Source organism: Paracoccus sp. ME4, from assembly GCF_046736325.1.
Lineage (GTDB): Bacteria > Pseudomonadota > Alphaproteobacteria > Rhodobacterales > Rhodobacteraceae > Paracoccus.
This window is the reverse complement of the sequence record NZ_CP151276.1, coordinates 1,306,846-1,324,576: the sequence shown is the minus strand read 5'-3', so window position 1 is coordinate 1,324,576 and position 17,731 is coordinate 1,306,846. Positions and strand designations below refer to the sequence as shown.

Annotated in this window: 28 protein-coding genes; 7 read left to right on the top strand and 21 right to left on the bottom strand. The window is 67.7% G+C overall.

From position 1 onward, the window contains the following. Positions 1-4: 4 nt before the first annotated feature. The 17 genes from AACG61_RS06820 to AACG61_RS06740 form a co-directional block, all read right to left on the bottom strand. Complete coding sequence (locus tag AACG61_RS06820) at positions 5-247, bottom strand: hypothetical protein (RefSeq protein WP_411839247.1); 243 nt, start codon at positions 245-247, stop codon at positions 5-7. Positions 248-327: 80 nt separating this feature from the next. Next, positions 328-705 carry a hypothetical protein gene (locus AACG61_RS06815; protein ID WP_411839246.1) on the bottom strand — a complete coding sequence of 126 codons (378 nt, stop codon included), beginning with the start codon at positions 703-705 and terminating at the stop codon, positions 328-330. A gap of 5 nt (positions 706-710) precedes the next feature. Then, on the bottom strand, positions 711-1,139 hold the full coding sequence (locus AACG61_RS06810; protein ID WP_411839245.1) for a phage tail tube protein: 429 nt from the start codon (positions 1,137-1,139) through the stop codon (positions 711-713). A gap of 22 nt (positions 1,140-1,161) precedes the next feature. After that, positions 1,162-1,584, bottom strand: coding sequence for a hypothetical protein (locus AACG61_RS06805; RefSeq protein ID WP_411839244.1), 423 nt, complete (start codon positions 1,582-1,584; stop codon positions 1,162-1,164). A 1-nt stretch (position 1,585) separates the two neighbouring features. Then, positions 1,586-1,912 (bottom strand): hypothetical protein, encoded by a 327-nt coding sequence (locus AACG61_RS06800; protein WP_411839243.1) that lies wholly within the window; start codon positions 1,910-1,912, stop codon positions 1,586-1,588. Then, positions 1,912-2,244 (bottom strand): DUF2190 family protein, encoded by a 333-nt coding sequence (locus AACG61_RS06795; protein WP_411839242.1) that lies wholly within the window; start codon positions 2,242-2,244, stop codon positions 1,912-1,914. Before AACG61_RS06795 ends, AACG61_RS06800 begins: the two co-directional genes overlap by 1 nt. Positions 2,245-2,326: 82 nt before the next feature. Then, positions 2,327-2,629, bottom strand: a complete 303-nt coding sequence (locus tag AACG61_RS06790) for a Gp49 family protein (protein WP_411839241.1) — start codon at positions 2,627-2,629, stop codon at positions 2,327-2,329. 57 nt (positions 2,630-2,686) lie between these two features. After that, positions 2,687-4,801 (bottom strand): head maturation protease, ClpP-related, encoded by a 2,115-nt coding sequence (locus AACG61_RS06785; protein WP_411839240.1) that lies wholly within the window; start codon positions 4,799-4,801, stop codon positions 2,687-2,689. After that, positions 4,785-6,281, bottom strand: coding sequence for a phage portal protein (locus AACG61_RS06780; protein WP_411839239.1), 1,497 nt, complete (start codon positions 6,279-6,281; stop codon positions 4,785-4,787). Before AACG61_RS06780 ends, AACG61_RS06785 begins: the two co-directional genes overlap by 17 nt. Beyond that, complete coding sequence (locus AACG61_RS06775) at positions 6,281-6,484, bottom strand: phage head-tail joining protein (protein ID WP_411839238.1); 204 nt, start codon at positions 6,482-6,484, stop codon at positions 6,281-6,283. The genes AACG61_RS06780 and AACG61_RS06775 overlap by 1 nt, the downstream gene beginning before the upstream one ends. A 1-nt stretch (position 6,485) precedes the next feature. Next, a complete protein-coding gene (locus AACG61_RS06770; RefSeq protein ID WP_411839237.1) occupies positions 6,486-8,648 on the bottom strand; it encodes a terminase gpA endonuclease subunit in 2,163 nt (720 codons plus the stop codon). Next, on the bottom strand, positions 8,648-9,310 hold the full coding sequence (locus AACG61_RS06765) for a hypothetical protein (protein ID WP_411839236.1): 663 nt from the start codon (positions 9,308-9,310) through the stop codon (positions 8,648-8,650). The genes AACG61_RS06770 and AACG61_RS06765 overlap by 1 nt, the downstream gene beginning before the upstream one ends. A 129-nt stretch (positions 9,311-9,439) precedes the next feature. Further along, positions 9,440-10,162 (bottom strand): hypothetical protein, encoded by a 723-nt coding sequence (locus AACG61_RS06760; RefSeq protein WP_411839235.1) that lies wholly within the window; start codon positions 10,160-10,162, stop codon positions 9,440-9,442. Between the two features lie 181 nt (positions 10,163-10,343). Continuing rightward, positions 10,344-11,081 carry a hypothetical protein gene (locus tag AACG61_RS06755; RefSeq protein WP_411839234.1) on the bottom strand — a complete coding sequence of 246 codons (738 nt, stop codon included), beginning with the start codon at positions 11,079-11,081 and terminating at the stop codon, positions 10,344-10,346. Beyond that, on the bottom strand, positions 11,078-11,653 hold the full coding sequence (locus AACG61_RS06750) for a hypothetical protein (protein ID WP_411839233.1): 576 nt from the start codon (positions 11,651-11,653) through the stop codon (positions 11,078-11,080). The genes AACG61_RS06755 and AACG61_RS06750 overlap by 4 nt, the downstream gene beginning before the upstream one ends. A 227-nt stretch (positions 11,654-11,880) precedes the next feature. Continuing rightward, on the bottom strand, positions 11,881-12,513 hold the full coding sequence (locus tag AACG61_RS06745; protein ID WP_411839232.1) for a DUF1376 domain-containing protein: 633 nt from the start codon (positions 12,511-12,513) through the stop codon (positions 11,881-11,883). Next, positions 12,510-13,013, bottom strand: a complete 504-nt coding sequence (locus AACG61_RS06740; RefSeq protein WP_411839231.1) for a hypothetical protein — start codon at positions 13,011-13,013, stop codon at positions 12,510-12,512. Before AACG61_RS06740 ends, AACG61_RS06745 begins: the two co-directional genes overlap by 4 nt. A gap of 164 nt (positions 13,014-13,177) precedes the next feature. On the opposite strand from AACG61_RS06740, the gene AACG61_RS06735 reads away from it, so the two are divergent. Further along, positions 13,178-13,396: a hypothetical protein gene (locus tag AACG61_RS06735; protein WP_411839230.1), complete on the top strand. Its 219-nt coding sequence runs from the start codon at positions 13,178-13,180 to the stop codon at positions 13,394-13,396. A gap of 5 nt (positions 13,397-13,401) precedes the next feature. On the opposite strand, the gene AACG61_RS06730 is transcribed toward AACG61_RS06735, so the two are convergent. From AACG61_RS06730 to AACG61_RS06715, 4 genes are all read right to left on the bottom strand, one after another. After that, entirely contained in the window at positions 13,402-13,623 is a 222-nt protein-coding gene (locus tag AACG61_RS06730; protein WP_411839229.1) for a hypothetical protein, read from the bottom strand. Beyond that, positions 13,620-13,778 carry a hypothetical protein gene (locus AACG61_RS06725; protein WP_411839228.1) on the bottom strand — a complete coding sequence of 53 codons (159 nt, stop codon included), beginning with the start codon at positions 13,776-13,778 and terminating at the stop codon, positions 13,620-13,622. Before AACG61_RS06725 ends, AACG61_RS06730 begins: the two co-directional genes overlap by 4 nt. Next, positions 13,775-14,026 (bottom strand): hypothetical protein, encoded by a 252-nt coding sequence (locus AACG61_RS06720; RefSeq protein ID WP_411839227.1) that lies wholly within the window; start codon positions 14,024-14,026, stop codon positions 13,775-13,777. The genes AACG61_RS06725 and AACG61_RS06720 overlap by 4 nt, the downstream gene beginning before the upstream one ends. 71 nt (positions 14,027-14,097) lie before the next feature. Beyond that, positions 14,098-14,307, bottom strand: a complete 210-nt coding sequence (locus tag AACG61_RS06715; protein WP_411839226.1) for a hypothetical protein — start codon at positions 14,305-14,307, stop codon at positions 14,098-14,100. An 88-nt stretch (positions 14,308-14,395) separates the two neighbouring features. On the opposite strand from AACG61_RS06715, the gene AACG61_RS06710 reads away from it, so the two are divergent. From AACG61_RS06710 to AACG61_RS06685, 6 genes are all read left to right on the top strand, one after another. Next, complete coding sequence (locus AACG61_RS06710) at positions 14,396-15,049, top strand: S24 family peptidase (RefSeq protein ID WP_411839225.1); 654 nt, start codon at positions 14,396-14,398, stop codon at positions 15,047-15,049. Further along, on the top strand, positions 15,046-15,309 hold the full coding sequence (locus AACG61_RS06705; RefSeq protein ID WP_411839224.1) for a hypothetical protein: 264 nt from the start codon (positions 15,046-15,048) through the stop codon (positions 15,307-15,309). The genes AACG61_RS06710 and AACG61_RS06705 overlap by 4 nt, the downstream gene beginning before the upstream one ends. After that, positions 15,306-15,788: a hypothetical protein gene (locus tag AACG61_RS06700; protein WP_411839223.1), complete on the top strand. Its 483-nt coding sequence runs from the start codon at positions 15,306-15,308 to the stop codon at positions 15,786-15,788. Before AACG61_RS06705 ends, AACG61_RS06700 begins: the two co-directional genes overlap by 4 nt. 249 nt (positions 15,789-16,037) lie before the next feature. After that, the gene (locus AACG61_RS06695) at positions 16,038-16,175 is read left to right on the top strand and encodes a hypothetical protein (RefSeq protein ID WP_411839222.1); all 138 of its coding nucleotides are present in this window, start codon (positions 16,038-16,040) and stop codon (positions 16,173-16,175) included. Positions 16,176-16,305: 130 nt separating this feature from the next. Beyond that, positions 16,306-16,665, top strand: coding sequence for a hypothetical protein (locus AACG61_RS06690; RefSeq protein ID WP_411839221.1), 360 nt, complete (start codon positions 16,306-16,308; stop codon positions 16,663-16,665). A gap of 13 nt (positions 16,666-16,678) precedes the next feature. Next, positions 16,679-17,662: a DUF2303 family protein gene (locus AACG61_RS06685; protein WP_411839220.1), complete on the top strand. Its 984-nt coding sequence runs from the start codon at positions 16,679-16,681 to the stop codon at positions 17,660-17,662. The last annotated feature ends 69 nt before the right edge of the window (positions 17,663-17,731 follow it).

Sequence of the window (17,731 nt, the reverse complement as noted above, 5' to 3'; positions counted from 1 at the left end):
TCCATCATTCGGGGGGATCGGTGCGGGCGCGGGCGGCCTGCCAGTCGCTGAGCCTGACCTTGGGCAGGCCCGCCTTGACCCCGGCCAGGTAGAGGCCGATGTCGGTCTTGTCGCCGGGCCGGGCCAGCAGCTTCTTCAGGGGCGGGATCTTCTTCGCGCGCTGCAGGCAGGCATTCAGCCAGGCGGCGGTCAGCGCGGCCTCGTCCTGGCGGTCGAGGCGGCGCTGCGCGGCGGCGGTCTCGATCATGTAGAGGCCCGGCGTGATGCGCCAGAACCGGTCGGGATCGAGGCCGAGCGTCAGCCAGGCCTCGTAGAGGCCGGGGATGTTCAGCCCTTGCGGGCCTTCGCCTTTCCCCCGGCCCTTACGCCGTTTCCCCCGGCGGTCCCCTTGCCAGCCTTGCCACCCTGCGCCTGCAGGCCCTCGAAGGCGGCGTTGATCACGCGCACGGGGACCGTGATGTCCGCCGTCAGCAGATCGTCGGCCAGCTCGCGGCCCCCTTCGGGGTGGTGACGCTGCAGCGCCAGCTCCGTCACCCGCAGCAGCACCGCAAAGTCGGGCATCTCGCCTTCCTCGAACATGGCCACGATGGGGGCCATGTCCTTGCCGTATTCCTCCTGCAGCCGGGCGAGGCCCGACATGCCGAGGATCAGGCTGTATTCCGTTCCGTCATGGACGGCGGTCACGACGCCGGTGATCTGTGCCATGGCGATCAATCCGGGATGATGTAGCTGGACAGGCGGAAGGTCGCGGTCGCCGTCATCTTGTCGTCGATCGGTGCGCTGCGGGCATAGCCCTTCAGGAAGCCCGAATAGGTGTCGGGGATGCCTCCCTCGCCGAGCGTCACCTCGATCAGGACCTCCTCGCCGGTGGCCTTGATCTCCCGCAGCAGCACGTCGGTGGGCGAGCCGGGGATGTAGTTCATCGGGAAGGAGATCTCGCCGCTGTCGATCAGCCCGGCGATGAACTGGCGCCGCCGCCCGGGCGACTTCTGATGGGTGACCTGCACCTCGTCGGCCTGTTCGTCGGGCGCGTCGATGTCGCCCAGGAGCTTCAGTTCGAAGGGCGTGCCCGCCCCTCCGCCGCTCGGGGTGCGGGTGACACGCACCGTCGAGCCGTAGCCAAGCATTCCGTCTGCCATGGTCAATCTCCTGGCTGGTGGTTCAGATGAGGGTGGGTTCGGGCTGCCAGCTCTGCAGCCGGAAGCTCATGATCAGGGTGCCGACATAGGCGCGGGACTGGCTGTGGCTGACGATGCTGGTCTCCTCCAGCACGGCGCGGACCTCGCTGGTCCGCAGCGCCGCCAGGATCACCGCCTCGATGCGGGCGCTGTCCTCGTCGAGCCGGTCCTCGATGTCCTCGCCGCCCTCGCGGCGCAGCGCGATCTGCATCAGCGTCCGGCGCGTCACGGTCCTCTGCGCGTCGCGCTGGCTGGGCTCCTGGGGGGTCAGCACGCCGAGGACCGGCAGGGTCGCGGCATCGACGCTGCCCGGCCAGACCTTCAGGATGGTGACCCCCGCGAAATGCGGGTCTGCCGCCAGAGCAGCCCGGGCCGCGTCCCGGAAGGCGGTGCGGTAATGGGTCATGTCACTCGGGCCTCAGATGCAACTCACAGAGCAGAAAGGCATCGGCGGCGGGCGATCCTGCCGTGTGGATCGCGGTGATGGTGAAAAGGCGACCATCCGCGACGCGGATCACGTCGCCGCGCCGAACCTCGGGGACCAGGGTCCGCGCGACGCGCCAGGTCGGTGCCTCGATCAGCACCGCCTGGCCATCCGCGCCCACGACCTCGACGGGCGTCTCGCGGAAGATCGAGGCGACGTCGCGCAGCGGCCCGTACTGGGGGGCGTACCGCACCGTCGCGCCGAAGACCCCCGCCAGGATCCCCGACATGCCGTCGAAGATCCGGGTCATCAGCGGATGATGCCGTCCAGCAGCACCCGGCCGGTGGCCGAGGGGTTGGCTGCGACTTCGACCGCGGCGCCGATCAGCGTGTTGCCGCTGGCCACCGTGGTGCAGACCTTGTCGACGTCGTTCCAGTAGACCTTCTGGCCGACCGTCCAGGCCTGGGCTGCCAGCTTGGGCAGGTCGAAGACACCGCGCCGGACGACGACCACCTGCTGGTTGGCGGCCGCCGCACCCTGGGTCACGCCGAAGATCGCGCCGATCAGCACGCCCGCGCCCGAGGCGACGGCGGCGGCCATGGTCAGGGTGAGATGCTCACCCGGTTGGACATAGTTCTTCATCTCGCACTCCTGTCGAGGGGGGTTGAACGGCCAGCGCCGCCCTTGGGCGGCGCAGTCAGGCTTCTGGTTTGTTCAGGCAGGATCAGGCGCGGCTCAGGCGCTCACGCAGCAGGTATCCTTCGAGAGCCCAGATTTTCTGGCGGGCATTCTCACGGGCGATACGCTGGCCGATCTGCCAGTCGAAGTTCTCGGGGGATGCGGACGCGCTTTCGCCCGTAACGGTGAAGCCATTCCGCAGCGTCAGGCAGCAGACGGTGAGTGTGGTTCCCGGGAAGACGTGATAGTCGTCCTTGACGATGGCAGCATCGATGTCATCGGGGGTCAACCGCGGCGCCGTCTTGCCGGAAGCGCGGATCTGCGCTTCGATCTCACTTTCCGAAAGCATGTCATTCTCCATTGTGATTGGCCAGTAGAGCGGCCCGCTAGCGGGCCGCTTCGCGCCTTACGCGCCGGGGTTCTTGAAGGCCCCGCGATGCTCGACCGCGGCGGCGCCGAAGATGTGGCGGGCGTTCATCACCACCGCATCGGGGTTCATGCCCTCGATCGTCTGCACGGTCGGCGCGGCATAGCCCTCCAGATAGGCGTGGGCGATCGGCGGCAGGTCCGAGGAGATCAGATACCAGGCCGTGTCCGATCCGCCGGCCGCAGCACCCAGGTTCGGCACCACCGCCGGGGTCAGGCTGGCCTTGTAGGGGTTGGTCGTGCCGTCGGTCGCGGGCGTGGTCAGGGTCGCGAACTGCAGCGCCACCAGCTCCAGCGCAGGCGGCACGATCAGGCGGTCGGGCTCGATCTGCAGGAAGTCGTCCTTGTCGGTGGTACCGAAGGCGCGCTGTTCCCACATCGCCTTGCGGGCGGCCGCGACGGCGGCCGGGGCGATCGCCGCGCCGGTCCCGGCCAGGTTGCCGTGATCGGCATGGAACAGCGCCTTGCCGTCGGACTTCAGTGCGGCATTGGCACGGATCAGCGACCAGACCATGCTGTTCTCCATGGTGCGGGCAGCCATGGCGAACTCGGTCGGGATGCGCTGGAAGGCGCCCATGTCGTCGTTCACCACCGCCTCGAAGGTCAGCTTGATCGTGCGGCCGCGACGCTCGACCTTCAGGCCCTCGGCCTCGTCGGCCAGGACGGCGGACTGATACTCGCCGTTCTCCAGCACCGGCTTCAGGCTGAAGTCGCCGCCGAAGCGGACCGAATGCAGCTCGCGGAAGTCGGTCGCGGTCAGGGCCGCGCCGGTGACCAGCGTCCAGGTCGCGGCCCGGCGCTGATAGGCCTGCTGCAGCGAGCGGTTCATGACCTCGGTCGTGATGTAGGCGAAGTCGCTGACCCCGTAGGCGCCGCCCATCATGGTGGTGGCGCGCATGCCGCGGCGGATGGTGTCGGTGTCGCTGTAGCTCCGGCCCGATCCCGCCAGCTCCATGGCCAGATGGCGCAGACGCATGCCGCGGAACTGGCTGGCGGGGCCCTCGGTCTCGCCCATCAGCGCGCCGATCATGCCGGCCGCGCGGGTCTCGCCTTCGTCGCGCTGCATGCTGCTGCGGGCGGGGGCGCTGCGCGAGACGCCCTCATGGGCGGCCATGGTGGCCATCAGGCGGGTGCCTGCGTCGGAGGCGGCCACGCCGCTGTCGATCAGCGCATCCACATCGGCCTGCATCAGCCGGCCCGAGGTGATGAAGGGCGCGGCCATCTCGCGGATGGTGCGGGTGCGGGTCCGCTCCTGCGCCAGGATGTCGGCCGGGGCGGCCTGCATCTGTGCCGGCGCGGCGACGGGCGCCGGGGTCGCGGGGGTGTCGATGACCGGGGTGGTGGCCGCGGTCGGGGTCGGGTCGATCGGGGGCATGATGCTCTCCATGGTGGGGTGACCGCCGGCGGCGGTGGGAAGGGGCGCGGGCCGGTCGGCCCGTGCCGGGGGCGTGGGGGAGGCCAGCCGCTCGCGCAGCCGGGCGCAGCCCGCCATGTAGTGCTGGCGGGCGCCCGACAGCTCGGTCGGCACCGGGATCGCAGCCGCGGCGGCGGCACCGTCGATCGCATCGGCGAAGCCTTCGGCGATGGCGGCCTCCGGGCCGAACCAGGTCTCGGCCTTCATCAGGCGGCGGACCTCGTCGGGCGTCTTGCCCGATGCGGCCGCATAGACGGCGGCATAGGTGTTGGCGGTCAGGGCCAGCTGGTCGGCATGGCGGCGCGCATCGTCCTCGTTCCCCCAGATCGCGCCCGAGGGGTCGTGGATCATGATATGCGATCCGGCGGACATCACCCGCTCGGCCCCGGCCATCAGGATCAGGGACGCGGCCGAGGCGGCGATGCCCTCGACGATGATCCGGCAGCCGCCCGGATGGGCGGCCAGCATGGCGCGGATCTGCTCGCCCGCATTCACATGCCCGCCGATCGAGTTGATCCGGACGGTGATCCGACCCTCGCCCATCTGCGCCAGCGCCTGGCGGACCAGCGAGGGGGCGAAGAACACGTCCTCCTCCCACATCCAGCCCACATGGCTGTCGTCGATCACGGTGCCGCTGAGGATCAGCTCGCCGTTGAAGATCAGGTCACTGCCCGTTCGCATCGTCATCATCCTTCTGGGTCTCGGGGTCGTCCGGTTCCTCTTCGGGATCCGGGGCGGCGGGTGTCGGTGCGGTCGGCTTGCGGGGCGCGATCGGCGGGGCGCTCATCGCCCGGTCGGCCTCGGCGTCCTGGATGCGCTCCTCGCGGATGCGGTCGGGATCGCGGCCCAGCTCGCGCTGGACGCCCTGGCGGCTGTTCAGCCCAGCATCGACCTCCTCGATCATGGCCGGGATCTCCTTGACCGGATCGACCAGGATGCGGCGCGGCGGCGTCCAGTCCAGCGTGAAGGTCAGATCGCCCATGCCCGCCAGGCGCAGCCCCTCGCGGAACCAGCGCTCCATGCCGGTGCCGAACTGCATCACCATCAGGCCGCGCTGCCACATGCGGACCAGCCGGTCCATCTCGTTGCGGCCCATCCGACCCGAGGAGAAGTTCACCCCGCGCAGATCGGCCGTCAGCGATTCGTAGGTGATGCCTAGGCCCGCCGCGACGGTGCGCAGGCTGCGCCCCATGAACTCGTCATAGCCATCGACCGAGGGCGGCTGCACGACGGTGGGCTCGGCCCCCTCGGGCAGCTCGACCACCGCGCCGGGGGCCAGGTCCTCGAGCCCCGATCCGGCATCGGCCGGCCGGGTCGAGCCGGTGGCATACTTCAGCACGATCGCCATCAGCGCCGAGATGCGCTGCTTGAGGATCTGCGCCTCCTGGTAATCGGCCAGCTCCCCAAGGGTCATCATCACCGGGGCCAGCCAAGGCACGCCCCGCGTCTGGCCGGGCCGGTCGAAGCGGCGCAGGTGGATCACGTCCGACCAATGCACCCGGGTCGAGGCCAGCGGATTGCGGTGCCGCACCGCGCCGGGATGTTCGTTGTAGAGGTGATAGGCCTCGACCGCGCCGGTCGGGCCGTATTCCACGCCCTCGACCACCAGGTTCTGGCCGTAGGACTGGACGGTCATGTCCAGATAATCCGCCTCCAGCAGCTCGACCTGATAGGGCAGCGCCAGCCCCCGGCCATAGCGGGTGTTGCGCATGCGGCGGCGGATCAGCACCTCGCCGTCGGTGACCACGGCCGCCATGCAGATCTGCTGCATCTCCAGCAGGTCGTACTCCTCGCCCGTGTCCAGCGAGGTGGACAGCAGATGCCGGCGGACCATGTCCTTGACCTTGTCCTTGTGGGCATCGTCGTCGCTGCGGACCGAGGGCTGGATGCCCTCGCCGACGACATTGGCCACGATCACGTCGCGGGCGCGCGCGGCATAGGCGCGGTTGCGCATCATGTCGCGGGACAGCTGGCGCAGCCGTTCGCGCGACATGTGCGCGGCGGCATCGGCCGAGGTGGCCGGGGCCTTCCAGCCATAGGTGCGCCGCCCGCGCGAGGCGGCGTCATAGTTCATGACCACCGCGGCCTGCGCGCGCGCCGTCACCCGGGCCAGCCCCGCCTGCGGCGCGACGAAGCCGATCATCCGGTCCAGGAAGTTCATCAGAGCCCCCGCGTGGTGCGCGGATAGCTGACGCGTGCCGCGCCGCCGATCGCGCCGGCCAGCTCGGCCTCGATCATGGCCAGCGTGGCGCGCATGTCGGCCAGCGACCGGAAGGTGACCTTCTCGCCGTTCACCTCGGCCGAGGTGATCCCCTTGGCGATGTTGGCGCGCAGCTGATCGGCATCTGCCTGGGTATAGGCCATGTCATCTCCTCAGATAGCCGATGGTTTTGGGTTTGGGCCGCGCGGGGACCTCCCGCGCGCTCTCGGGATCGTTCGGCCGCTCCAGCGGCACGGCATTGGCATTGTCGGGGCCCAGCACGCACCAGGCGGGCGGAGCCTCCCAGTTGACGCGGTTGAGGCCCAGAAACTCGGCCAGGGCCAGGCCCTGCACCGAATGGTCCAGGCTCTCGTTGCGGGTCTGGCCGGGCTTCAGCGACCAGCCCTTGTCGCCGCGCTGTTCGGCCAGGAACTCGGCCACATGCTCGGCCTCCATCCAGGAGGGGACGTGCTGGGCGTTCGTCGCCGTGTCGATCCGCGCCAGCGCCGCCGCGACGCTGTCCTTCAGCCGGTCGACGGCCATGTTCAGCAGCTTGATGCCGCGGGCCTTCTTGCCGTTCGATGCCCGTTCGGGTGCCTCGTGCCAGACACGATCGCGCTGGTTCAGACCGGGCCGCCCGATCGACAGGTAGAACCGGCCGCCCAGACCCTCGCGGGCGCGGGCCCGCCAGAACTTCTCGGCATTGTCGGCCCAGCCCGGGGGGCCGTTGAAGTCGATGACGACACCCACGGGCTTCAGCCCCCACGCCGCGCCATCGACGGGATAGACCCTGGCCGCCAGTTCGGTCAGCACGCCCGCGTCCTCGGCATGACGGCCCGGATCGACGGCGCGATACCGGCCATCCTCGCCCTTGGCGCGGGGCGCGTCCTCGGGCGGCTGGTGGATCGCGAAGCGGTCGATCGTGACCCGCTCGCCCTCGGCGCCCCAGGCCATCGCCATGACCTCGAAGCGGTTGCCCTGCACATCGACCATCACGGTGATGAACCGCGCCCAATGCGGGGCCACCCCGCGCGGCAGCTTCATGGCGTTGCCGGTCAGGCTCTCGACCGTGACGGCGTTCTCGTCCTCGTCCTTCGGGCGCTGATAAGGGATGCCCAGTTCGGTGTAATGGACGCCCGCGAAGTCGGTCTCGTCGCCCGTGGCCTCCAGCACCCGGCGCGCGGCCTCATAGCGCTCGACCAGCCCCTGCCAGGAGGCGAAGGCCGCCACGACCCCGTTCAGTGCATAGCTGGCGGTCGAGACGTTGCGGATCTGCGGGTCGTCGATCCGGCAGAGCTGCCGGCGGCCATCCTCGCCGACGATCCGGCTCTCATGCAGCCAGCCGCCATGCCCCGCCGCGGCGCGGCGGTTCAGCTCGGCCTTCTGGCGATGCGCGATGACCGATCCGCAATGCGGGCAGACCATCACAGCGCTGTCGGCGGCCTCGCCGGGGTCCAGGTCGCGGTTGTAGTCCAGCCGCTCATAGGTCGGCTCGAAGAGCTCCGCGCAGTCCAGGCACTCCCAATACCAGCGCCCCCGCGTGCCCTCGTTGTATAGGTTGACGATCCCCGCCGTGGTCGGCGGCAGCAGATGCGGGTCCAGCCCCGTGGCCGGGCGCTGCTTGGCCTCGTCCACCGGGAAGGCGGGGGTGCTTTCCGCCATGACGCAGCCGCGCGACAGGAAGGTCCGGATCCGCGCCAGCGCCATGCTGAAGGGCGAGGCCTCGGGCGCATCCTTCGGCCCCAGCCTCTGGGGCATGTGGTCGTAATCGGTCAGCAGCACCAGCCGCTGCGAGCGCGAGGACAGCTGGTTCGGCACCGGATAGCCGATGCCGAGGCGCATGCCCTTGAACCGCTTGCGGCTGAAGGTGCTGTCGTCGCGCGCCCGGCCGAGCCGCTCCAAGAGCAGCGGGCTGTTCATGATGGCCGGGTCCAGCTTCTCCTCGACCCAGGCATCCGCATCGGTCTTGGTCATGTGGATCAGCTGCACCGGGCCTGGCGCGCAGGTGATCGCGTGGGCCGCGACCGACAGCAGCATCTGGCTCTTGCCGCTCTGCGACGGGCCCACGAAGACGACCGCCTTGAAACGCCGCGACTGCGACATGTCCTGCGGCTCGATCGTGTAGGGCGCGACGGCGCGGTCATAGGCCGACCACTTGCCCGCCACCGGCACCCGCAGCGCGCGTTCGGCGGCGTCCGTGACCGTCACCCGGCTCGGCGGGTCCAGAAGCGGCAGCGCATCCGCGACCAGCTCCTCCGGAGTCAGGAACGGCGGCAGCGGCGGGATCCGCGTCAGGGCCGAGAGGCCCCGGTCCATCATCTCGACCATCAGACATCCAGCTCCGACTGGCGGCCGGTCAGGGCGACCACGGCGCCGGGGCGACCGAGCCGCGCCTCGATCTGGCGGCGGACCTCGGCCCGCATCTGGTCGCAGCGCTCCTCCAGCTGCGCCACCTGGGCGGCCGACAGCCCGAAGGTCATCTCGGCGAAGTCCGGCAGCGTGTCCATCTCGGCCCCGAAGGTGACGAACACGTCCTCGATCAGCGCGCGCATGCGGTCGGCGCGCAGGAGATCGCCGCGCTGCTCGGCCACCCGGTTGCGGTGATACTCGGCCTCGGACCACTTGCGCAGATCGTCGGCGGTCAGCTCGCCCTCTTCCTCGGCCTGGTCCTCGTCCAGGTTGCGGAAGGCCAGCGCCGCCTGCGCGGCCAGCTGATCGCCCCGCGACTTGGCCGCCCGGTGGCGTTCGTCGCGATCCTGCTTCCACGCCCAGCAATGCGCCAGGCGGAACTCATAGGCCACGCCGTTGGCGCCCGTGGTGATCGCGGGCATGCCCAGGCCGATCCACTTGGCGACGGTGTTCTCCGAGACGCCGAAGGCACGCGCCAGCTGCGACCGGTTGAGGGGCGTGCCGTCGTCGATGACCCCATCCGGCAGCGGATGGCGCCCGACATCCAGCACGCTCCCATCCTCGAGCGTGATGGTGGTCATGGGTTTCCCTGTAAGAACAACAACAACAACCCAAACCACAACCCCGGACCGGGATCGCGATCAGGAATGTACCGGGGTGCGAATTACCCCCGTGCGGTTCCTTGCCAGGAAGGACCCGCCGGGGGTCGGTCAGCCTCGATCGGCGACGCGCTGGACCATCCGCGCCAGCGTGCGCGCCAGATGGCCGGGCAGCCGGTCCTGATAGACCTCGGCCGCGCCATCCTGAAAGCCTAGCCGCTGCGAATAGACAGGCGCAAGCGCGCTGAAGTGCAGCACCTTGCTGATGGTGCCGTCGGGCGCCCGCTTCCAGATGCCGGGCGAGAGGCCCGACCCCTCGCGCGGCACGAAGAACCCGGCCCGCCTGCGGTTGCGCCTGCGCGATGCCACCGTGGTGTTCGTCGTCGGGTCGCGCTGCGCCTGGATGGCCGACAGCGCCTGGTTGCGCTCGCCGATGGACCAGTTGCCATAGGCATCGAGCCGCGCTCCAGGTGCCGGCGTCACCGACTGGATGATGCCCGCATAGGCGACCCGCGACGACAGCAGCGCCTCAAGGCCCGTCTGCGGACGCTGGCCGCCCAGCTCCTGCACCTTGAGGTAATGGCGGCGACCCTGCCGGTCGCGCTCGACGACCTCGGCCTCCAGATCCTGCGGGCGGGCGCGCTTGATCCTGAAGGCGCCCTTGGTGAAGCGCGTGGGCCGGTCGAAGACGCGGTCCATGTTCGCATGGACATGCTCCAGCACATCCGCCGCCGTGTCGTTCAGCGCCCAGACCGCAGCCATGCGCGCATCCTTGTCCGCCAGCTGGCGCAGGTTGCGCTGAAGGTCGGCGTCGTCGATCGTGATCTTCAGCACGGCGACCATCCTGAATGTTGGTCAGCGCCGGGTGGGTCGGTCACCCTTGCCGATCGAACGGCTGGCGCTGGAAGCTCACCCTTGCGGATAGCCGACGAGCACCTGAAACGACGTGCGCCCGCGAGGTTGGTTCCTGCGGGCGCACGTCTGGATAATAGTGAAATGTATGCCTTCTCCTGATCTAAGCCGTCAAGGAAGTTTTCTTCCCAAGACCTTGCATACGGTCCAGGCACGATGCCAGTGCGGCCTTGAGCAAAGCGACGTTCTTGCCCGATACGCCCCATCCGTAGGACGCCAGAACCACATCGAAGGCCTTCCCTTCCAGACACACCGCATCGACCAGATCGCGGTCCCGGATGATCGAGGCGGTGATGCCGCCGCGCGCCGACGGGCGCACCCGCCGCACCGCCATCGCGGCCCCGGTGCCGATCCGCTCCTGCAACGCGCGGATTTCCCGGCCCACGCTGATGTAGGCGTCGATGAACTCGCCGCCCCCTGCCCCGCCGCCGCCGCGCGTCTCCAGGCTGGCGCATTTCATGCCGCCCGCGGCGTGATGCTCGACCAGGTCGCGATAGCGGCGGGCGATGTCGATCTGTGGCCGCGTGAACGGCGAAACCGGGTCGCGGTTCTCCTTGCGCGCCCGCGCCGCCTCGCGCTGTTCCAGCACGTCGAAGATGTCGATGGCCTTGGCCGCGCGGAACCCCCGCCAGCCGGTGGCCTCGATCTTGTAACCACTCGGCGTCTTGGGGTCCGGCATCAGGACGTTGGGCGTGACCGCCTTGGACGGCCCGCGGGCCGGCGCCACGGGGATCGCGGGGCCGCAGCCCTCGGCCGGCGTGGCGCGGGCAAGGATCGCCGCCAGCCTCTCGCGCTCCTGCTGCAGCCGACCGGCCCCCATCGTTCCGTCATAGATCGTCATGCTGCTGTCCCTTCTTCCGTCACGGCCGCCTGGATCGCCTCGATCTCGGCCAGGTCCTGATGCCAGGCCGCCAGCCAGTCCTTTTCGGCCAGCGTCGCGCGCCCGACCTCGATGTTCTCGCGGATCACCCGCCGCTTGTGCCGGTTCGCGTCGGCATCCTGCCGCAGCCTGGCGATGATGTACTTGCCCGGCGGGGGGCCGAGCTTCTTTGCGACCTGGAACAGCTCGACCGCCCAGCCCTCGGCCATGGCCTGCCGCCCCATGGCCGACCGGATCAGGCTCTGCGCATAGGCGCTGTCGCGCGGCGGCGGGCATTGCAGCGTCATCGCCCAGGACCGGATCAGACCCTCCTCGGGCCAGACGCCCTTGACCGCGTGGCGCGCGATCAGGTCGACCATGGCCCGCAGGTTGTCGTCGGACATGTAGGACAGCCAGTCCCGCAGCCGCGCCAGCGCCTTGTCATGGGCCTCGGCCGTGGTGCCGCGCCTGCGCGCCAGCCCCGCAAGGGGCTGCATCAGCAGCATCTCGACCCTTGCCCTCATTTCCGCGTTCACACCCGACATGACGCTCATTCCCCTTTCACCAGCAATTCCGACTTATCCACAGGCGCGCCCTTTGCCGGGGTGCGCTTAAGGTGTCATGTCCTTGTCTATGTCCGTGTATTGTCCTGTAGGGCAGCTAACAGTTGCGGGGCTGTTAAGGCGCTGCAGTCCTAACTGTTGCTAACTGTTATGCGTAACAGCGGCTAACAGTGGATTGCAGCGCCATATCAGCGACCTGCAGGACAATCACACGGCCATCAGACCTCCCGTCCGCCCATGGTCACGACCCGAGGCGCGCCCATGATTTCCTCTACCGCCACCCGCACGTTGTCGGCGGTGATGTAGAGGTCGTTGTCCCGGAGCCAATCGGCGATCATCTCGACCGCCTGGCCGTTGTCGGCCATCTTGGCATGCTTGATCTCGCGCAGCTTGGTCCGGATCCTGGACTTCTGCATCCCGATCTGGGCGACCTCGCGGCTGCGTTCCTTCCCACGCTTGCGCCGGAACTGCCCCTTGGCGATTTCCGCCAGTATCGGGTGGCCCAACCGCGCCACAGCACCCAGAGGGGCGTCGTCGATATGCGCGTGCCGCCAACCATAGAGGGCCAGCCCGGCGCGCGCCTCGATCCATCCGTCCAGATCCGTGCCGAACCCCGCCAGCCGCGCCAGCTCGACATCATCGTCGGGCAGCGTACCCGCGGGGTTCTGCTTCATCGCCGCGCACCACAGCAGCACGGCGGTGCCGATGTCCTGCCGGCGGTTCGCCTGAATGGCCGTGGCCACAAAGCGCGACGAATATAGCTGATCACCATAAAGCGGCATCCAGTCGAAATTGGGAAGCCGATCGCCATGGCGCAGCGGGTAGGCCCAGAACTCGACCTCGCCCGTCATGCCGCCCTGCCCTGCCGCGCGGCGTCGGCCTGCATCATCTTCGACAGCAGATACTGAGAATAGCGATCCGACAGCCCGTCCTGAAGCTGCCGGAAGAGGTGGGAATAGTTGACGCCGATGATCCGCGCCGCGGCGGCTATCGACGGGAACTCTCGCCCGTGGATCACGCAGCGGCGACAGTTGACCGGCGGCACCTTCCGGCGCGGCGCCTGGCTTCCCAGACCGGCAAGGTCAGCATCACCGCGCCGCGTCAGCAGGGTCGAGATGGCCGAGGGGCCGATCTTTAGCGCGCTGGCCGCAATCGACATCGACGGATAGACCACGCCGCGCACCCGGACGGGCACGCAGCTGGGGTGATCGACCTGATGCCGCACCTTGCCCTCGCGGTGGCGCTGGCGCCAGTTGCGCTGGCGCTGGACTTCTGCCTCGCGGCACAGGTCACAGCGGCACCGATACCGGCTGTAGCCCGTCGCCGTGCCGTGCGGGATCACGGCGCTCATGACAGCACCCCCACCGCATCAAGGGGAGCAATAATTGCGCGATATGATGGCGCCAGCGTAATATCTGGGAACGCGGGAGAACCGTTCCAGCGATTCTCCCGCTTGGTGAAGCCGTCGCGCCAAGCCAGGCGACGGCCCCGCAGCAGCCACAGGGGAGCAAATCCATGGCCACATTCAAGCACCCGAGAACGGGCGTCGAACTGAATGAGATCACGATCAGACGGCAGCATCTCGACCCGGATGAGGTCACGACGGTCTTGCTCCTCTCTCAGGCTGGAGAAGAGCAGCACATCATCGCCGCGATGCTGGGCATTAATCCCGGGCGCGTGAACACGATCGTGAAAGGGCGCAATCTCGATGATCGGCAGGAGGGGTTTCTCTGATCTCATCAGCGCCGCTCCGCGTTCATCGTGATGCGAACATCAACGAGGGCGTTCCAGTCATGGCCTTGCTCGACCAGCATGTGCAGCTCCCACAGCTCCTCGATGTCGTCGGTGCGGACCTCGACACCATGATAGGTCTGATACGTCCTGGTGACGCGCCAGCGCCGAACGGCACCTTGGGCAGGCGGCAGGGGTGCCTGGCCCAAATCGACGGACAGCCTGCTCATGCCTCATCCTCCTGCGGCGCGCCCTCGCGCTGGTGGCGCGGCACCCGGCGGAAGAATTTTTCCGATATGGATTTGAGCCGATGGTAGCGGTTGAGGGCGCGCATCGCGCGCGCCTCGTAGAACCGCCCCAGGACGTGGTTCAGAAGCCGATTCATGTTTGTCCCTCGATCCGGCTGAAGACGATTTCCGCGCCCGCGATGGCCAGGACGGCCATGATGTAGCGCAGCTTGGGGTCATGCTCTTCGCGCAGCCAGTTGATGACCTGCCGGGGGCTGACATCCAGCACCGCGGATGCCTTTTCGGCCAGCTCGCGCTCGGACGCGGCGGGGAAGGCCCGCCACAGCAGATCGCGGAACCAGCGCCGGTTCGCGCGGGGGTCTGTCGAATGTGCAGGATTTTTCACGGGCAACGCTCCATAGTGGCCGGGTGAAGAGCGACCAGGTGAGCAAGGAAAAGAGGACGCGGCATGTTTGGTCATGCTGCGTCCTCGGAGGTTTGGGGGGCCGGGTTCTCGGCCATGTACGCGTAAATCTGATCGACGATGCGCATGGTCGGGCTGGCGTCGCCATCCTTCCACTTCTGCCACTGGCCCCATTGGGCGTTGACGGTCTTGCGCAACAGGCTTTGCGGGCTGATGCCACAGGCCAGCGCATACGTTTCGACGTCGGAGATGAAGCGTTCCATGGCGGGCAATATGGGGTAATTATCCCCCATAAGGCAAGGTGAAATTTACGCCATGCCAGCGCAAGGCGCTTGGGGTAATTTTCACCCCATGGAAATGACCTTCAAAATCGCGCTTGAACACGCCCTGACCGTCACCGGCCGGTCATTGCGCAATGTCGCGATGGAAGCTGGCGTCTCCTACGAGCAGCTCAAGAACCTGAAGCAGGGGAAGGCGCAGCGGACAAATGTCGATGATGCCATGAAAGTGGCAGCTGCCTTTGGGGTCACGCTAGATGATCTTTACGCAGGGAAGCTGGGCGGCGTGTTGCCTGTCATAGCCGTCCTTGGCCGCGTCGGCGCCGGGGCACTGGTCCCGCTGATCGACACCGATGAGGCGACCGGCGGCATGTTCCGGGTCGGTGCCCCGTCGCAGCTGCTGCGCCGCGCGCCTGCCTCTCAATTCGCCGCAGTCGAGGTCGAGGGCGATTCTATGGCCCCGCAGTATCAGCCCGGCGACATCCTGTTCTACAGCCGCGCCACACATGAGGGCATCCTGGACGAGGACATCGGCCGACCCTGCGTGGTCGAATGCCAGGACGGCAATGCCTGGCTGAAGCAGGTGAAGCGCGGCGACGAGCCGGGCCTGTTTCACCTCATCTCGCTGAACCCGACCGGCGACAACATGCACAACAGACGGATCAAGTGGGCATCGCGGGTCATCCTCGCGCTGCCCGAAGATATGGTGGAGCGGGTTGGACAATGAGTGATCATGCGAGGCTTGAAGCGGCATTAGACGAAATAGAAAGGCTCAAATCGCAGCTGCAATATATGCGCGACGATATTCGTGACATGGCACAGTGGATTGAAACGCTCGCAGGCCAAGATCTCGGACTGCTCTCTACGATCAGAAGAGCCCATCCAGAGCTGATCCAAGACAGCGTGTTTCAGCAACTGCATGACGATATCGATGTTAACAATCGTGCACTGCGTTCTGCCTCTATTGGCCAGTGGCACGACGAATGAGTAGCGGCCTGGATAGTGACGACGGAAAGATACACCGGCTGAACCTGCCGCTGCCTAAGCGATCCACTAGCGTAGATACTGACTTCGATCAGGGTGGAGGCTTGAATCCAAATCTCAAGGGCCCCATTCTACCGAGTATGGAACCCGCCTCTAAAGATTATGTGGACCTTAAGATCGAAGCGTCGCTTGCGAAGGTAGAGGCGCGACTTTCCGTGATGCCCACCACCGGCACGATGTTGATGACAGCTTTCACGTCATCCGTCGCGATAGTGGGCCTTATCCTCGCGATTCTATCTTTCGGCGGCGACAGGTTCGATAGCGGGGTCGGGATGGCAGACCGGCTTGAAGAACGCGTCCAGACTTCAAATCCTCAATCAGGGGGCGAGGCCTCACAAACTGAGATTATCCGCCGGCTAGACGCTCTTCTCGCCGCACCACCCACACCGTCCGCCCCAGCACCCGGAACCCCCACCGAATGATCCGATAGCGGCAACCAAAGCCTTGGATGATCTGAACATCCTTGCCGATCCATATCATGACGCCCCCTCCAGCCCGCCCCACGGCGGGCTTTTCCATGCGCCGCCGCCCGGCGCTGGCACCGGCCAGCATAGCGCGGCGCGAATCAATCGCAACGCAAAAGGGGTATTTTAACCCCATTAGGCTTGACTGGGTAAAAATACCCTACTAACGTCGCCTAATCCGGCACGCCGCCGGCCTGGAGTGACGCCATGCACCTCATCCCCATCATCATCCTGCGCCTGGCCCAGGCCGCGCTGGTCGTGACCTTCTATCTCACCGCGCCGACCCTGGTCGCGGCAGCCATTGCCTACGGCGGAACCGCGCTCGGACAGGCAACGACCTGGTAGGCGCCACGCGCCGCCAGACCGGGTGCGCCCCTCCCTGCTTCGTCGCACCCAGACTGGCCCGCAGCCGCCCGATTCTCCTCCCTCCCTGCGCGGCTGCGGGCATCTTCCCATCATCGAAAGGACCGGACGCATGTCCAACTCCCCCGCGCTGCGCAGCATCGACCAGCTGCTGGCCCTTGCCGACAACGGCGATTACCTGCCCGACCTGCTGGAGCGCATCGAGGCGAACAACGTCGAGATGCGCCAGTTCGCCCAGGATTTCGCGTCCAGCGCCAAGGGCAGGATCACCATCACCATCGACATGAAGACCGACCGCTTCGGCCAGGTCGAGCTGGTGATCGAGGACAAGATCGTCGGCCCCAAGCCGCCGAAGCACAAGGCCGTCGGCTGGATGACCGGCGATGGTGCCCTAACCACCCACAACCCCGCCCAGTCCCGCATGGAGGTCCGCGACGTCGGCGGCCACCGCGAGCTGCGCACCGCCGAGTAAGGAAAACCTGACCATGTCGCATGAAGCCCCGAAGAACATCGCCGAGACGATCATCACCCACATGGAGCGCGTGCGCCCCATCGAGGTCGTCAGCGGCTCCGAGCATCCCGACAGCACAGGCCCCTACATCATCGCGGCCCCGGACGGCATGCGCCTGCATGACCTGACCAAGCAGCACCGCGAGGGCGTCGAGGCGCTGAAACCCCTGCAGCGCACCGGCCACGCCGTGCTGGAAGACCTGGACAGCCTGATCGCCTGGACGAACCGCTTCAAGAGCGAGGCCACCGTCCTCTTCGGCCAGATCCATCCGACGCCCAAGCTGACGGCGGTGATCGACTATCACGGCGAGGGTCCGTCCAGGATCGACCCGACCGAGGGCGACCCGACGGCCAGCTACGCCCGCCACACCGGCCTCTACACCTTCCCGGTGTCGGAGGAATGGCGGCGCTGGACCGCGATCAGCGGCCAGCCCCTGACCAAGGATCAGTTCGGCGAGTTCATCGAGGAGAACGCCAAGGACTTCCTCGACCCGACGCCCGCCCTGCTGAACGGCCTGACCGATGCCTCCGAGGCATGGGAAAGGTGCATGACCGAGATCGCCGCCAAGGTGCAGGGCCGGTTCGGCCAGTATGCCGCCCTCGCGCAGCTGTCGCGCAACTTCCAGGTCTACGAGACGGGCCAGCTGCAGATCAGCACCAACCGCGACACCGGCGAGACGCATGTCCAGTTCCTGGACGAGCATCGCGGCCCGGACGGCGCGCCGCTGCGGCTGCCCAACCTGTTCATGATCGCCATCCCCGTCTTCGAGGAGGGCGCGCTGTACCGGCTGGCGGTCCGCTTCCGCTATCGGAAGGCCGGCGCCGAAGTAAAGTTCTTCGCCACCCTCTACAACCCGGAGGCCGCGCTGCGCGACGCCGCGCGCGAGGCGCTGGCCACCGCGCAGGAGAAGACCGGCGTCCCCCTGATGATCGGCAAGCCCGAGATCGGCGCCCGCTGACCGCATGCCCCCGACCGGCGCGCGGATCGCGCCGGTCACCCCCATCACCGCGCCGCATCGCGCCCCGAC

Bases quoted from the DNA above. Each gene is read 5' to 3' on its own strand.
- AACG61_RS06820 (WP_411839247.1), bottom strand. From the start codon at position 247: ATGATCGAGACCGCCGCCGCGCAGCGCCGCCTCGACCGCCAGGACGAG.
- AACG61_RS06815 (WP_411839246.1), bottom strand. From the start codon at position 705: ATGGCACAGATCACCGGCGTCGTGACCGCCGTCCATGACGGAACGGAA.
- AACG61_RS06810 (WP_411839245.1), bottom strand. From the start codon at position 1,139: ATGGCAGACGGAATGCTTGGCTACGGCTCGACGGTGCGTGTCACCCGC.
- AACG61_RS06805 (WP_411839244.1), bottom strand. From the start codon at position 1,584: ATGACCCATTACCGCACCGCCTTCCGGGACGCGGCCCGGGCTGCTCTG.
- AACG61_RS06800 (WP_411839243.1), bottom strand. From the start codon at position 1,912: ATGACCCGGATCTTCGACGGCATGTCGGGGATCCTGGCGGGGGTCTTC.
- AACG61_RS06795 (WP_411839242.1), bottom strand. From the start codon at position 2,244: ATGAAGAACTATGTCCAACCGGGTGAGCATCTCACCCTGACCATGGCC.
- AACG61_RS06790 (WP_411839241.1), bottom strand. From the start codon at position 2,629: ATGCTTTCGGAAAGTGAGATCGAAGCGCAGATCCGCGCTTCCGGCAAG.
- AACG61_RS06785 (WP_411839240.1), bottom strand. From the start codon at position 4,801: ATGCGAACGGGCAGTGACCTGATCTTCAACGGCGAGCTGATCCTCAGC.
- AACG61_RS06780 (WP_411839239.1), bottom strand. From the start codon at position 6,281: ATGAACTTCCTGGACCGGATGATCGGCTTCGTCGCGCCGCAGGCGGGG.
- AACG61_RS06775 (WP_411839238.1), bottom strand. From the start codon at position 6,484: ATGGCCTATACCCAGGCAGATGCCGATCAGCTGCGCGCCAACATCGCC.
- AACG61_RS06770 (WP_411839237.1), bottom strand. From the start codon at position 8,648: ATGGTCGAGATGATGGACCGGGGCCTCTCGGCCCTGACGCGGATCCCG.
- AACG61_RS06765 (WP_411839236.1), bottom strand. From the start codon at position 9,310: ATGACCACCATCACGCTCGAGGATGGGAGCGTGCTGGATGTCGGGCGC.
- AACG61_RS06755 (WP_411839234.1), bottom strand. From the start codon at position 11,081: ATGACGATCTATGACGGAACGATGGGGGCCGGTCGGCTGCAGCAGGAG.
- AACG61_RS06750 (WP_411839233.1), bottom strand. From the start codon at position 11,653: ATGAGCGTCATGTCGGGTGTGAACGCGGAAATGAGGGCAAGGGTCGAG.
- AACG61_RS06745 (WP_411839232.1), bottom strand. From the start codon at position 12,513: ATGACGGGCGAGGTCGAGTTCTGGGCCTACCCGCTGCGCCATGGCGAT.
- AACG61_RS06740 (WP_411839231.1), bottom strand. From the start codon at position 13,013: ATGAGCGCCGTGATCCCGCACGGCACGGCGACGGGCTACAGCCGGTAT.
- AACG61_RS06735 (WP_411839230.1), top strand. From the start codon at position 13,178: ATGGCCACATTCAAGCACCCGAGAACGGGCGTCGAACTGAATGAGATC.
- AACG61_RS06730 (WP_411839229.1), bottom strand. From the start codon at position 13,623: ATGAGCAGGCTGTCCGTCGATTTGGGCCAGGCACCCCTGCCGCCTGCC.
- AACG61_RS06725 (WP_411839228.1), bottom strand. From the start codon at position 13,778: ATGAATCGGCTTCTGAACCACGTCCTGGGGCGGTTCTACGAGGCGCGC.
- AACG61_RS06715 (WP_411839226.1), bottom strand. From the start codon at position 14,307: ATGGAACGCTTCATCTCCGACGTCGAAACGTATGCGCTGGCCTGTGGC.
- AACG61_RS06710 (WP_411839225.1), top strand. From the start codon at position 14,396: ATGGAAATGACCTTCAAAATCGCGCTTGAACACGCCCTGACCGTCACC.
- AACG61_RS06705 (WP_411839224.1), top strand. From the start codon at position 15,046: ATGAGTGATCATGCGAGGCTTGAAGCGGCATTAGACGAAATAGAAAGG.
- AACG61_RS06700 (WP_411839223.1), top strand. From the start codon at position 15,306: ATGAGTAGCGGCCTGGATAGTGACGACGGAAAGATACACCGGCTGAAC.
- AACG61_RS06695 (WP_411839222.1), top strand. From the start codon at position 16,038: ATGCACCTCATCCCCATCATCATCCTGCGCCTGGCCCAGGCCGCGCTG.
- AACG61_RS06690 (WP_411839221.1), top strand. From the start codon at position 16,306: ATGTCCAACTCCCCCGCGCTGCGCAGCATCGACCAGCTGCTGGCCCTT.
- AACG61_RS06685 (WP_411839220.1), top strand. From the start codon at position 16,679: ATGTCGCATGAAGCCCCGAAGAACATCGCCGAGACGATCATCACCCAC.